Here is a 13,749-nt window from a genome sequence, read left to right on the forward strand (position 1 = left end):
ACTTATCGTTATTATACGAGAAATGACTAGATATAGAAAAACAAAGGGCTTATAACGCAAAAAACCTATTAACTTTAATTAATAGGTTTTCTACGGAGCATCCGTCAATGTCCATTCAATCGTTGTTTCGTAGTCCTCATCCGTATAAGCGTGAGCCACGTCTGCTTCTACAAGGATGCCTTGATTTTCTGCCCACGTAATGGGAACAATCATGTCATTGGTCGCATTGGACTGGTAAATAGTCATTGGTTCATCTGAAAGCGGTTTTTTCTCGCCATTGTTATCAATGAAAATAAGCCCATTAGGTAATGTGTGTGCTGGATTCGTTGTTGAAGTTAGCGGTGATTTTACTGATGCTGTCACGCTGAACTTGCTACCTGCTCCTCGTGAGTCAAGTACAGATAAATCAAAATCCGTATTTCGTTTCGCGATACTTTTTTGATTATTAAGTTCGATCGATTCAAAAGACATTGTTGCTGGCACATGGTTGAATTTCAGCTCACCAGTTACTTGAATGGTAATTTCTTTTGTCAAAGTTCCAATTTGGATGGTGGCTGTGTATGTTCCGGTTTCTTTTTTTAGATTTGTGCTTGTTACTTTCACATCAGGCGTTAAATCTTTACCAGTTAAGATATTGAACGCTTGTGCTTCCGATTTATCTAGAATGAATTGTTTCATTTCTTCATCATTAAGATTAATGAAGTCTTTTACATTGGCGGAAAAATCTTTTGCTCGTAATGCTTGCTCATCTTGTATTTCTGTCAAATCATCTTTAATAAAAACTGGTACATGAATATCAGCGTAATTATTCGCCTTGTCTTCTAACCTAACAATTGCTTCTGTAGGTCCAAATACATTCGTATCTGGTTCATTTAGTATGGTAATAGTAACACCTTCACCTGTCGTACCATCTGAGTGATCTGTAATGTTCGTAACTAATTTATATGCATCCGGGAGCGAATCCCCTATGTTTAATACTTGCGGAACAGCATCTCCGCTTGGAGGAGTCACATCTTTTACAGTTACCGGATCTAAGGTAATTCGTTTTTGGTCTTGTGTAATTGTTGTTACTAGATCAGTGTAAGGTTTAATAAAGCCATTCGAGATAGCAATTCGATAAATGCCTGTGTCATCTGCTTGTCCTGCTAATAGCTTATTTTCACCATTTTCTGTATATGCAATACTAACAAATGCATTTGGTGTCGCTGTTCCGGTGACTTCGTTGTCTCCATCCGTCACTGGATTTATCGTTCCTTCAAGGCGCCCCATCGCAATCATTCGCGCCGTATTTTGGTTAAAATTCGTTGGCGTCATTCCAGCATTAGTAGACAGAATTTTTGTCGTTGTTCCTGAATAAGTTAAACTCCCAGTAACATTTTCCCCATTCGGTAAATTAAAAATTTGTGCTGGTTGGTCTGTCCGATCAATTGCTCCAGCTGTATTCCAGTAATTTACCAATTGTGCATCTAAATTAAATGTATTTGCATAAGGCCAGTAAAACATTGGCGTATTACTATTCGTTGCAATCAAAAAGCTTAGCGGATCCTGAATGTCTAATTTCGCAGTTGCATTATAAAATTGGATAATATAGCCAGTACCGCCTGTTTTATTTAAGATTAAGCGAGCATTTGGACTGACAGTAATATCATCCGCTGACCAAAGAAGTGGATTAGAGCCTGCTGTTTTTGTCATTGTCACATCGGCGCCCTCAGCAATTTTAACTGTCCCACCTGGCGTATCTCGAAAAACATTATTGTTTGAGGTAATATTTAATTTCGCATTCTTTTTTACATCAATATCAATTGGTTTTGCGCCTGAGCGATAAAACATCCCTGTCCCGTTAGAAAGCACGGTTACATCTGCATTTTCTTCAACTGTAAAAGTATTGACATCAGCTGTTCCGCCACCAAACCAGAACGCACTATTCGCATTTCCGCTTGCATGATTAATATTTAGTTTTCCAGAAACGTTTACTCCTTTAATTTCCGCAACTTCATTTACTGCTGCTGATCCGCTTACAACGGAGGCAATCGTTATATCATTTGTCCCTTTGAAATTTGCTATTCCATTTAAATTATAAATCATTTGCGGACCTTGATAATGAACATTTTCATAGTTTTGAACGACGTCTTTTGCAGCCCCATAAACCGAAATAGTTCCATAGTAGTTTTTCCCAATAACATTGATATCTTTTAATGTGGTTTCTTTTGTACCTGTATTTGTGTTAACTGTGATGACACTGCTCTGCGCTCCTGCTGATGCCATTGTTTCGGTTAATGTGTGAATTTCACCAGTTGCTGGATTTTTTCCTGATAAAGTAAAAGTTTGTTTCGAAGCTGGAATAACAATGCCACCAGATAATTCAACATCTGCTCCTAAATAAACAGTATTAATCCCGTTGTCTTCTGAAATGGCTGCTTTCAGTTCCGCGAAATTAGTGACTACCGCTTCATTTGCCGCTAAATTATCACTACCAGTTTCAGCATCTACTACTAGGTTAAAACTTAGAAAAAGAGCCGCTATGGTCAATACAATCATTAATTTTTTGAAAGCCAATGTGCCAGCTCCTTTCTTTATTTTTCTTGGTTATTTCTTCGTTTTCTAATTACTAGAATAATAATTAATACTATAAGTAAAACACCTGCAGCAATCGCAACATACAACCATTGGCTCGTTTGTTTCAAATTCACTGCTTCTTTATTTAAGCCTTGATCTTTTTTACCAATCGTAAATGTTTCATCCCAATTCCAAGTTTCTACGCCATTCGTAGCAGTCATTTTCAATCTGTATTTACCTTCTTTTAATGGTTTATTCTCCCAATCAATTCCAAAGCCAAAACTGGAATTCGGTGCCATCGTCATATCTGCCTTTTTAGTTTGGTACAGCATTTTATCCGAACCATCTTGATACACTTTTGCATCAATACTTAGATTTTTGATAATAACTGGTTGGTCGTTTTGTAATTTGGCAACTATCGCTGTGTGATAATTGATAAGAGTTGGTTTAATACTTAATAAATTCATATGTGGTTTGACTTGTTTGTCGGTTTCAGATAACTGCATACCAACAATATAGGAATATTCATTTTTAAGTGAGACACCTTTTGTTTTTTTGGTCTCCGTTTGATTTTTCTTTTTGAATTGTACTGCGCCCAAAACAATTCCATCGATTGATTCGTCTGGCATTTCGATTGTAACTTGAACGGTTTTTTTGCCGTTTACAGGTATCGTTAGAAGTTTTTGGTCGTCTGGTATTGTAGCTAATGCGGGTAATGGGTACTTTAGGCTTTTATCTTTTTTAGAAAGGTCGTTTTTCGTGTAATCAATCACACCTGTTCGATTGGTAGTTGCGTAATTGACGGATGCTTCTACTTGAATTTCTTCATTCGAGCTATTCATTACATCTATTTCTACTGTTTGCTTTTGTTTTGGTTTCATCTTCAAGTCAAAGTAGGTTTGTCTTTTATCTATTTGATTGTCCGGAATATTAGCTTGAACGGAATAGCCGACATCCCCTTCTGCTGCTTTTGCTTCTGTAAAATTGCCGAATGTCATTAATAATGGAACGAGGAATAATATGCTAAGAAAACTTTTTTTCAATTAAACCTTCCTTTCATCGCCTTTAATAAAAAATTTTGCGTCTAGAAATAAAATTCTAAACGCAAATTTTTTAAACACCAGGTGCGTCAGATAATGTCCATGTAATTGTTGCTTCATGGTCTCCAAGTGTTGCACTTCCTGCTGGTATCGTTAACTTAACATTGTCATTTAAGCTAGCTACATCATTTGGTGTCGCGCCAAACCAACGATTAATCCATGTTCCCATACCTTCTGATTCTTTTGCCGAAACAACATTTACAATTGAAGTTCCGTCAGCAGGTAATTCCACTGTTTGAACGGCGGTTGGAGTTGTTGCTGTTGTACTGGAAGAAACAGTTTCCCCATTTTTAAATGACAGTTTAGCTCCTGATAGTGAAGCAGCTCCTTCCTCATCTTTAAAAGCAGTAGCTGTTGCCGTAACTGTCCAACCAGCGCCTGTTCCCCGGCGGTCAGATACTTGAATAAACGGCTTTCTAGAAGTAGAAGAATAGCTTTGTTCTGTGGATGAAACTTCATGCTCTCCGAAATTTACAGAAGATACGTAATCCATTGTTAGTGAACCAGTATTTCCAGTTCCAGGGTCAGTCGGATTACTTGGATCTAGTGGATCTATTGGTTTTGTTGGATCTTCTGGATCTACCGGATTAACTATCCCAGTCCCCGCTTTAAATTTAATTGATGCTTTTGAATCCCCTTCTGAAGATACTGCAAAAGCAGACGGTGCAAAAAGTGTGACTGAAGTTATGCCAATTAATCCTACAATTAATGTTTTTTTGAAAATCATTTTGTTTCTCCTTTCGTCATACGTTATCTTTATAATATGATGAAAAGAGCTCCAAAAATATGTACAACTTATGAAAAATGATAAATTTTATCACATTATTTTTTATAAACGTTAAAAAAATTACACAGAAACCGCTCTGTTAACGGACTCACCTTGTAAAGAAAAAAATTATGTCTGTTTTGTGAACTTTTTTATTCATTTTTTATTCATCAAAAAAGAGCCCTATTAAGCTAGAAAATACCTTTCTAACCAATAGAACTCTTGTTAGTTTTATTCTTTTTCTTCAGGAGGCGTTACAACGTATTCACTCTCAGGCTGTTCTCCGTAAAGCCCTGAAATTCGTTTGAACCAGATAAATACATGTGTTACAACTACTTTAAGTACAGCATAACCTGGTACTGCAAAAATAACTCCGAGCACTCCAAACAGATTTCCTGCTACTAAAATAACGAATAAAATTGTAATTGGATGTACTTTTAATGTTTTACCCATTACTTGAGGCGAAATAAATTTACCTTCTAATAATTGAACAACACACCATACAATAATTAATTTAATTAATAGCCAAGGAGAAGTTACGATTGCGATAATAATAGCTGGTGTAATAGCGATTGCTGGTCCTAAGTATGGAACAATGCTAGTACATGCAGCAATAATTGCAAGCGTTAATGCGTACGGTAAACCGATAATTAAATAACCAATAAATAGCAGAATACCTATACACAAACTAACAATAATTTGGCCACGAATATAAGAACTAATTTGGTGGTTTGCTTCACCAAGTACTTGACGTGTATGCGCACGACCATTTACAGGTAGCATTTTTAATAGGAAGTCTGGCAACTTTTTCCCATCTTTTAATAAGTAAAATAATACAAGCGGTGTAGTCACAATAGCTAGTACCACTTCAGTTACAGTTCCAACAATACTTCCTATACTAGTAATTGCGCTATTAATAACGGAAGTCCCTTTCGTCGAAAGAGTTTTCATAATATCACTCATATTAGTGCTTAATTTATCTTTTATTTGATCAAATAAGCTTGAACGGCTAAATTCATTAAATTTTTGAGTGATTTGGTCCCAATAACCTGGGAATGATTTAAATAAGCTAACAATTTGGTCTTTCACTGCTGGAATAACAAAACTAAATAATAGAATGATTAAACCGATAATTACTAAGTATAACAAGGCAATTGCCCAGCCTCGTTTCCACTTTTTTTTCTCCAACCAGTCAATTATTGGGTTAAATAAGTAATAGGAAATTCCTGCTAAAATAATTGGTGCAGCAACGGTTTTAAGTATTACCATTAGTGGATCAAAAATAAAGGCAATCTTCGTTAATACATAAATATCAAGCGCTACTAGCAAGAAAATTAATAATCCTAGTACAAACTTATTCTCAATAAAAAACTGTTTGAATTTTGTTAATGTCCCCTTCACTTTTCCACCTTCTTTTGTCTAAATTTATTTTTGTTTGTTACTATTATATAGGTTAATACCCTCGTTCTCACTAAATTACCCATAAATTTGAAAAAAATCAGGCGTAAGTTGTAATTTATCCTTGAATCAATCCATCTGGATCTAATTCAAGTAAAGCATGTGCAAAATAAAAATGATAGTCAGCTTGGAATTTCTCAAATAATTGCGCGCCTTCTTTTTGATACATAACGAGCGGATCTTGTTGTCCATATGCGCGTAAATGAATGCCTTCCCGCAATTGAACCATAGCGTCGAGATGCATTACCCACATTTGGTCCATTAAGTTTAAATACACTTCTTTTTCAATTGCAGTAATTGTTTCAACTGGAAATTTATTACGTTCTTTTTTGTGCCAAGAGACAATTTCTTCCACTACTTCTCTTGGATCCATCAATGTCACTTGATCGAAAGAGATGGGAAATTTAGTGCCACCAAGTAATTCTTTTTGGCGACTATAGTATTTCTCCAGCTCTTCTTCCTCGAGTTCAAGTGGATGAATAAATGAATATTCCGCAACTTCCCGAAGAATTTTTTCCGAAGAGATACCAAGCTTATTTCGTTCTAAAAGTTGGTCTCGCTCTTTATAAACCATTTTCCGCTGTAAATCGATAACTTCATCATAAGAAAGCAAATCTTTCCGAATATCGTAATTTGCACCCTCCAAACGTTTCTGAGCATCTACAATGACAGAGTGAATTTTGCGCGAGTTAACAGGCTTTCCATCACGAGGTGCTTTACGTTTAAGTTTTGTGGACAGTTTTTCCCAACTTTTACTTTCAAATTGCTCTAATAAATCATCTTCTAATGAAATCATAAATTTACTAAAACCAGGGTCACCACGTCGGCCAGAACGGCCCATTAACTGTAAATCAATTCGACGACTCTCATGACGTTCAGTCCCGATTACTGCTAATCCACCAAGTTTATGAACATCCGCATCTAACTTTATATCCGTTCCTCGGCCTGCCATATTCGTTGCTAAAGTTACCATACCGCGCTTCCCAGCTTTTGCAATAATTTCCGCTTCTTGGGCGTGGTTTTTAGCATTTAAAACTTGGTGAGGAATTCCAGCGGCATCAAGTAAACCGCTAATCCATTCGTTACTTTTAATAGAAGAAGTTCCAATTAAAGTTGGCTGACCTTTTTCATAACGCCAAGAGACCTCGTAAACAATCGCTCGCCCTTTTTCCTTTTTCGTATAAAATATATCGTCCGGCATATCTTCACGATTCACGCGTAAATTCGTTGGTATTACGACTACATCCATATTGTAAATCTGCCGAAATTCTTCTTCTTCGGTTTTCGCTGTACCTGTCATACCAGAGAGTCTCTTATACATTCGGAAATAGTTTTGAATTGTAATGGTCGCAAGCGTGCGCGATTCTTCTTTTACTTCCACACCTTCTTTTGCTTCAATTGCTTGGTGAAGGCCATCATTAAAGCGGCGTCCTGGAAGCGCACGTCCAGTATGCGGGTCGATAATTAAAACTTCCCCATCTAGAACGACATAGTCTTTATCTTTATGCATCAAAAAATGAGCGCGCATTAGAAGCATTGTAATACGGAGTTCCACTTGTGCTTCCGCGGAATAAAGTGATTCAACACCCCAAAATTTTTGTGCTTTTTCAATTCCTGCATCATTTAACCAGACAAAACGTTTATGTTCTTCTATTTCATAATCATCTTTCATCATTGTTTGCACAAGATTATTCGCAGTTTGATAAAGCGATAAATCTTCTTCTTTACGATCAGAAATAAGTAAAGGAGTTCGTGCTTCATCTATTAAAATGGAATCTGCCTCATCTATCAAAACAAAATCGAGTCCACTTTGTACCTTATCTTCTTTTTGACGAACCATGTTATCACGTAAATAATCAAAACCAAATTCAGAAGCTGTTCCATAAATGACATCTGCTGTATAAATCGCTTTTTTCTGATCTTTATCTAAACCAGATTCGTTTAAAGCAACCGAAATACCGAGATATTCTAACACTTGCCCGATTTCTTCCCGATCCCGTCTTGCTAAATACTCATTCGCAGTAACAAGGTGGACACGGTTGCCACGCATCACTTCAATAAACATCACAAATAATGACATCAATGTCTTACCTTCACCGGTTTTCATCTCTGCCACTTTACCATCACCAAGAACAAGCGCACCAATTAATTGAACGACAACGGCATCCAAGCCAATAATTCTACTTGCCGCTTCTCTTGCTAATGCAAAAATATTAATCTTATCTCGTTCTGTCATTGGTTTTGTTTTAAATTTTTCGCGCCAATAATTCGTTTGTTCGCGAAGTTCATCTTGGTCCATATTTTTATATAAGCCCTCTTTTCTAACGATTTGACGGGCTATTTCTCTGTACTGTTTCACAATTTTGCGATCATCATAATTCTGTCTCATTATATAACATCCTCCATACCTTCTATTATAGAATACCACAAAGTCATCTGGCAATTTATTTCAGGTTTAGTAAAAACGAAAAATTGATGAGAATTATATTACAAATGTATTAAATTTTTCTATTAACGAACAACAATAGGTTTCTCATAGCGAAAGTTATTGCTTTTTGTTCATATCTCACTTACACCTTAAAGGACTCCCCAGCAGTACATCTCAAGCCCTAAGAATGCACGTTCGCTTTTCCTTTATTACAAATTCATTACAAATAGTTGGTATAGTCCGCTATCTCTTTTTAAAACAGTTTTTATTCATTTGTTTTTTGCGTAAAAACTGGGTAAACTAAGTATTAATCACTATAAAATTAATTCTCAATTACTAATTGCGTACTGAGATTTTCTGAAAAAAAGAGAGGAGTTTTATGAATATGAAAAAAGCAACTATCGCGGCTACAGCTGGGATTGCGGTTACAGCATTTGCTGCACCAACTATCGCATCCGCAAGCACAGTAGTAGTTGAAGCTGGAGATACACTTTGGGGTATCGCTCAAAGCAAAGGGACTACTGTTGACGCCATTAAAAAAGCAAACAATTTAACCACTGATAAAATCGTACCAGGTCAAAAACTACAAGTAAACGAGGTTGCTACTGAAGAAAAAGCAGAGAAATCTGTTAGCGCAACTTGGCTTAACGTACGTTCTGGCGCTGGAGTTGACCACAGCATTCTTACTTCCATTAAAGGTGGAACTAAAGTAACTGTTGAAACAACAGAATCAAACGGTTGGCACAAAATTACTTACAATGATGGAAAAACTGGTTACGTTAACGGTAAATACTTAACTGACAAAGCAACTAGCACACCAGCTGTTGCTACTCAAGAAGTGAAAAAAGAAGTAACACAACAAGCTAAACCTGCTACAGAAGCAAAAGCAGAAGTAAAACAACCAACTACGCAACAAACTGCTCCTGCACCAAAAGCAGCAGAAACTAAAGAAGCTCCAGTAGTAAATCAAAACGCTACTACACATAATGTTAAAAGCGGCGACACAATTTGGGCATTATCCGTGAAATACGGTGTTTCTGTTCAAGATATTATGTCATGGAATAATTTATCTTCTTCTTCTATTTATGTAGGTCAAAAATTAGCTATTAAACAACCAACTAAAACAGTAGCTCCAAAAGCAGAAACAAAAACTCAAGCTCCTGCAGCTGAAAAACAAACAGCTCCAGTAGTAAAAGAAAATTCAAATACGAATACTGCTACTACGGAGAAAAAAGAAACTGCAACGGAACAACAAACAACTACTAAAGCACCAACTCAAGCTGCGAAACCAGCTCCTGCTCCGTCTACTAACACAAATAAAACAACTACAACAAACAACAACACAAATGCAAGTACACCATCAAAAAATACAAATACGAACACTAATACGAATACGAATACAAACACGAATACCAATACAAACCAAGGTTCCACTAACAATGCGAGTGCAAGTGCTTTAATCGCTGAAGCTCAAAAACATCTTGGAAAAGCATACTCTTGGGGTGGTAACGGACCAACTACATTTGATTGCTCCGGTTTCACTAAATACGTATTTGCAAAATCTGGAATTTCTCTTCCACGTACGTCTGGCGCACAATACGCTAGCACTACAAGAATTTCCGAATCACAAGCAAAACCTGGTGATTTAGTATTCTTTGACTATGGTAGCGGAATTTCTCACGTTGGTATTTACGTTGGTAATGGTCAAATGATTAACGCGCAAGACAATGGCGTTAAATATGATAATATCCACGGTTCTGGCTGGGGTAAATATCTTGTTGGCTTTGGTCGCGTATAATTAATTAATAACTTAAAGTAACCTGTGGAGCAGGAAGTTCGCTTCACAGGTTTTTTGTTGGAATTTTATCTTAATGAAAGACGGTGCATGATGAAAAACTCGATAAAACTAAAATTATTTCCTAAATTTACTAAAGGCTATAAAGAAGGCTATCCTTTAATTCTAAAAGAACGTTTCGAAAAATGGCCAAAAGATTTACAAGAAGGCGACCTAGTAGAATTAATAGATACCAATGGTCAATTTATAGCTCGAGGGTATCACGGAAAACAAAACAAAGGCGATGGCTGGCTTTTCACCTGGGATAAAAAGCAACAACTTGATGAGCACTTTTTAACGACTGTCATTACAACGGCTATCGAAAAGCGTCAATTTTTATTTGCAGATGATTCTACTACGGCTTTTCGGATTTTTAACGGTGAAGGCGATGGCTTTGGTGGTTTCACTGCTGACTTTTATGACGGCTATCTTGTTATTCAATGGTATAGCCTTGGTGTATATTCTTTCCAAAAAATGATTTTAGAGATTTTCTTATCTTTTCCAGAAGTCAAAGGTATTTACGAAAAAAGACGTTTTCAAGAAGATACAAAAGAGGATTTTGTCGCTGGGCAAAAAGCTACTTTCCCGCTGATTATTAAAGAAAACGGCATTAATTACGCTACTTATTTAGATGATGGTTGGATGACTGGTATTTTCCTTGATCAGCGAGATGTACGGAGACGAATAAGCGAAGACTATGCTGTTTCCAAAAACGTACTAAATACTTTTTCTTATACAGGAGCGTTTTCCGTAGCAGCTCTATTTGGCGGGGCTAGTAAAACAACTAGTGTGGACGTTGCCGGTCGGTCGCTTAGTAAAACAAAAGAACAACTTGAAGTAAATGGGCTAGATCCAGGTTCGCAAACTATAATCGTAGAAGATGTTTTCCATTATTTCAAATACGCTTTACGAAAAAAACTAACTTTTGACTTAGTAGTGGTTGATCCACCAAGCTTTGCGCGCACAAAAAAAGTAACCTTCCGTGCTGCAAAAGATTATCCAGCTATGCTACGTGAAATTATTGATATTACAGCTCCAAATGGCACCATTATTGCTTCTACAAACTATGCGGGATTTGGGATGAAAGCATTTAAAAAACTAATTGCCGAAGCGTTTCAAACAAGTGATCGCACTTATAAAATTGTCGAAACGCATTCACTTCCAGCAGACTTCACAGTAAACAAAAACTTTCCTGAAGGGAATTATTTAAAAGTTCTTTTTCTCACTTTGGATAAATAAAAAACAGCGGCCAATTGCTTGGTCGCTGTTTTGTTATTATTTTTTTACTGGCTGATTTTGATTTGGCAAGAAACTTTCAAACCAGCTGTATAGGTCGTCTTCTTCTGCTTCATTGACATTATGGCCAACAAAATAACTATGTTTTTCTACATTACATCCCATTTTCTCGAAAAACTGAGCAATTTCTTCTGCTTCGGCTATTTGTATAACCGCATCCTCTATGCCATGACCGATAAAAATACGTTTATCTTTTAACATTAAATTAGCTGGTCTTTCTTCTAAATAATGTGGCAAACGACCACTAAGTAGCGCAGCAGCTTTGTATTGTCCGCCATAACTTTGCATTATAGAGATGGTTAACACTGCTCCTTGATCAAAACCTGCAAGAAATATTTGATTTTTATCAATAGAAACATATTCATTACAAATTTCATCAATAAATTGTGCGATTCGTAAGCTAGTATAATCGACCTCACGTGCATTTGGATCGCCCTCTGTTACCATATGATAAAATCCATAAGTTGGTCCATATTCAACGTCCCCTCGCATAGAGACAACAACAAAACGATCCATTAATAATTCTAATCGTCCTGCCATATCAAGCTCATCCCCACCAAATCCGTGAAGTGCGAATATCACTGGAAAAATCTCCCCATCTTTCCTTCCAATTGGCTCATAAATATCATACGCATACATTTTCATTCTTTACACCAGCCCTTAATCTAACAGTTTTTTTAGTACTTCTGCCTCTTCATCAGTTAGTGTAATCCCTTTTCCCATTTTTTCATGATCCTCTGACCAGTCGCGGATATCATATTTAGGCGGACGGCCGTTCCAGCTTATTTTATTTAACTCTTTCCGCCAGCCACGTGCATTTTCGGATAATACGCCTATTTCTTCTATGATTTCATATTCAATATTTGCCAAAATAATCCTTATCCTTTCTGAAACTATATCTACCATACTAACAAACATTTACCCCAATTTACATTGAAACAATCGTGAATTTCAAAAAAACACCCTTCCTACTAGAATTTTTAGATTGATTGCGTTACGATTGAGAAGTACGAAAGGGTTGGAGGTGCTTAGTTATGACGAATGAAACAACGGATTATTTACTGGAAACATGCTTAATGGCCGGTAAAATAATGATGGAAAGTGGTGCAGAAATGTATCGTGTGGAAGATACGATGAACCGGATCGCCACCATCGCTAGTAATAAAAAAGGGATTAGTTTCGTGACGCCAACTGGGCTTTTTATGTCACTTGAAGGTGAGCGTAATGTGCAGTTACAACAAATACCGACAAGAACAATTAATTTAGAAAAAGTATCTATGGTCAATGAATTTTCCAGGGATTTCGCTGAAAAGAGAATTTCCTTAAAAGAATTACATACAAAACTCATTAATTTAGATAAAGATGTTCGCTATTTTCCTATTTGGTTGCAAATTTTCGCTGCCTCGCTCGTTAGTGGCTCTTTAATGGTTATTTTTGGCGGTGGTTGGTTTGATTTTATTCCAACTTGTCTTATTGGCGCGATTGGTTTTATTATTTTTTACTATACGCAAATTTTTATGAAAGTGAAGTTTCTGGCAGAGTTTTTAGCTTCATTGAGTGTTGGACTATTAGCTGTTTTAACAATTTCGATTGGTTGGGGTATTAATTTAGACACGATGATTATTGGTGGTGTGATGCCGCTTGTTCCCGGGGTGCCAATTACGAATGCGGTTCGAGATTTGATTGCTGGGCATTTACTTAGTGGAATGGCACGTGGAACGGAAGCGCTACTTACTTCTTGTGCAATAGGAATTGGGATTGCGGTTATTTTCCGCTTTTTCTTATAAAGGAGGCGCTATGATGGATTTAGTTTGGACAATTATTATTCAATTAGTACTGAGTTATGTTGCAACTGTCACATTTGCGATTATTACAAACGTGCCAAAAAGAGCGCTGAATACTTGTGGTATCACTGGTACTTTTGGCTGGATGGCTTACTGGACCTTAATGCAAATGGATTCTGGGACCGGTGCATCGTCGTTAGCTGGAGCTTTTGTTGTCGCTGTACTAAGTCACTTTTTTGCGAAATATAAGAAATTACCGATTACGATTTTTAACGTTCCGGGAATTGTACCACTTGTTCCAGGGGGACTTGCTTACCAAGCTGTACGGAACTTTGTGTTAGGCGACTACACAGAAGCAATTGGTTTTTCCGTGCAAGTTACAGTGGTTGCTGGCGCTATAGCAGCGGGGTTAATGCTCTCAGAAGTATTCAATCATAGTATTAGAGCATTTCGTGAGCGTAAAGAGCACATATAGAGGAAAACCAATTTTTTAAACTAAAAAAAATACGTATCAAAAATCTACTGGT

11 protein-coding genes are annotated in these 13,749 nt (G+C 36.8%); 4 read left to right on the forward strand and 7 right to left on the reverse strand.

Features of this window, described 5'->3' with window-relative positions:
- Positions 1-90: 90 nt before the first annotated feature.
- The 5 genes from HCB45_RS02860 to secA2 all read right to left on the reverse strand — a co-directional run bounded on the left by HCB45_RS02860 (position 91) and on the right by secA2 (position 8,269).
- Positions 91-2,556, reverse strand: a complete 2,466-nt coding sequence (locus HCB45_RS02860) for a hypothetical protein (protein WP_185618653.1) — start codon at positions 2,554-2,556, stop codon at positions 91-93.
- A gap of 17 nt (positions 2,557-2,573) precedes the next feature.
- Entirely contained in the window at positions 2,574-3,599 is a 1,026-nt protein-coding gene (locus tag HCB45_RS02865) for a WxLIP family cell surface protein (protein ID WP_185618656.1), read from the reverse strand.
- 70 nt (positions 3,600-3,669) lie between these two features.
- Positions 3,670-4,383, reverse strand: coding sequence for a WxL domain-containing protein (locus HCB45_RS02870; protein WP_185318088.1), 714 nt, complete (start codon positions 4,381-4,383; stop codon positions 3,670-3,672).
- Positions 4,384-4,653: 270 nt separating this feature from the next.
- Positions 4,654-5,823 (reverse strand): AI-2E family transporter, encoded by a 1,170-nt coding sequence (locus tag HCB45_RS02875; RefSeq protein ID WP_185318087.1) that lies wholly within the window; start codon positions 5,821-5,823, stop codon positions 4,654-4,656.
- A gap of 115 nt (positions 5,824-5,938) precedes the next feature.
- The gene (gene secA2 / locus HCB45_RS02880) at positions 5,939-8,269 is read right to left on the reverse strand and encodes an accessory Sec system translocase SecA2 (protein WP_185618659.1); all 2,331 of its coding nucleotides are present in this window, start codon (positions 8,267-8,269) and stop codon (positions 5,939-5,941) included.
- Positions 8,270-8,693: 424 nt separating this feature from the next.
- Between secA2 and HCB45_RS02885 the strand changes: the two genes are divergently transcribed.
- Together HCB45_RS02885 and HCB45_RS02890 are read left to right on the forward strand one after the other, a co-directional pair.
- Positions 8,694-10,106 carry an invasion associated endopeptidase gene (locus HCB45_RS02885; protein WP_185618661.1) on the forward strand — a complete coding sequence of 471 codons (1,413 nt, stop codon included), beginning with the start codon at positions 8,694-8,696 and terminating at the stop codon, positions 10,104-10,106.
- Between the two features lie 90 nt (positions 10,107-10,196).
- The gene (locus HCB45_RS02890) at positions 10,197-11,381 is read left to right on the forward strand and encodes a class I SAM-dependent rRNA methyltransferase (RefSeq protein WP_185618663.1); all 1,185 of its coding nucleotides are present in this window, start codon (positions 10,197-10,199) and stop codon (positions 11,379-11,381) included.
- A 36-nt stretch (positions 11,382-11,417) separates the two neighbouring features.
- Here HCB45_RS02890 and HCB45_RS02895 read toward each other — a convergent pair whose 3' ends face one another.
- Entirely contained in the window at positions 11,418-12,077 is a 660-nt protein-coding gene (locus tag HCB45_RS02895; protein WP_185618758.1) for an alpha/beta hydrolase, read from the reverse strand.
- Between the two features lie 21 nt (positions 12,078-12,098).
- Positions 12,099-12,308, reverse strand: a complete 210-nt coding sequence (locus tag HCB45_RS02900; RefSeq protein ID WP_003741632.1) for a YdbC family protein — start codon at positions 12,306-12,308, stop codon at positions 12,099-12,101.
- Between the two features lie 164 nt (positions 12,309-12,472).
- Between HCB45_RS02900 and HCB45_RS02905 the strand changes: the two genes are divergently transcribed.
- Positions 12,473-13,225 carry a threonine/serine exporter family protein gene (locus HCB45_RS02905; RefSeq protein WP_185618666.1) on the forward strand — a complete coding sequence of 251 codons (753 nt, stop codon included), beginning with the start codon at positions 12,473-12,475 and terminating at the stop codon, positions 13,223-13,225.
- A gap of 13 nt (positions 13,226-13,238) precedes the next feature.
- Positions 13,239-13,697: a threonine/serine exporter family protein gene (locus HCB45_RS02910; protein ID WP_185318082.1), complete on the forward strand. Its 459-nt coding sequence runs from the start codon at positions 13,239-13,241 to the stop codon at positions 13,695-13,697.
- Positions 13,698-13,749 lie beyond the last annotated feature (52 nt).

The organism is Listeria farberi, from assembly GCF_014229245.1.
GTDB lineage: Bacteria > Bacillota > Bacilli > Lactobacillales > Listeriaceae > Listeria > Listeria farberi.

Coding starts and splice junctions, on each gene's coding strand:
- HCB45_RS02870 (WP_185318088.1), bottom strand. CDS start 4,383: ATGATTTTCAAAAAAACATTAATTGTAGGATTAATTGGCATAACTTCA.
- secA2 (WP_185618659.1), bottom strand. CDS start 8,269: ATGAGACAGAATTATGATGATCGCAAAATTGTGAAACAGTACAGAGAA.
- HCB45_RS02885 (WP_185618661.1), top strand. CDS start 8,694: ATGAAAAAAGCAACTATCGCGGCTACAGCTGGGATTGCGGTTACAGCA.
- HCB45_RS02890 (WP_185618663.1), top strand. CDS start 10,197: ATGAAAAACTCGATAAAACTAAAATTATTTCCTAAATTTACTAAAGGC.
- HCB45_RS02895 (WP_185618758.1), bottom strand. CDS start 12,077: ATGTATGCGTATGATATTTATGAGCCAATTGGAAGGAAAGATGGGGAG.
- HCB45_RS02905 (WP_185618666.1), top strand. CDS start 12,473: ATGACGAATGAAACAACGGATTATTTACTGGAAACATGCTTAATGGCC.
- HCB45_RS02910 (WP_185318082.1), top strand. CDS start 13,239: ATGGATTTAGTTTGGACAATTATTATTCAATTAGTACTGAGTTATGTT.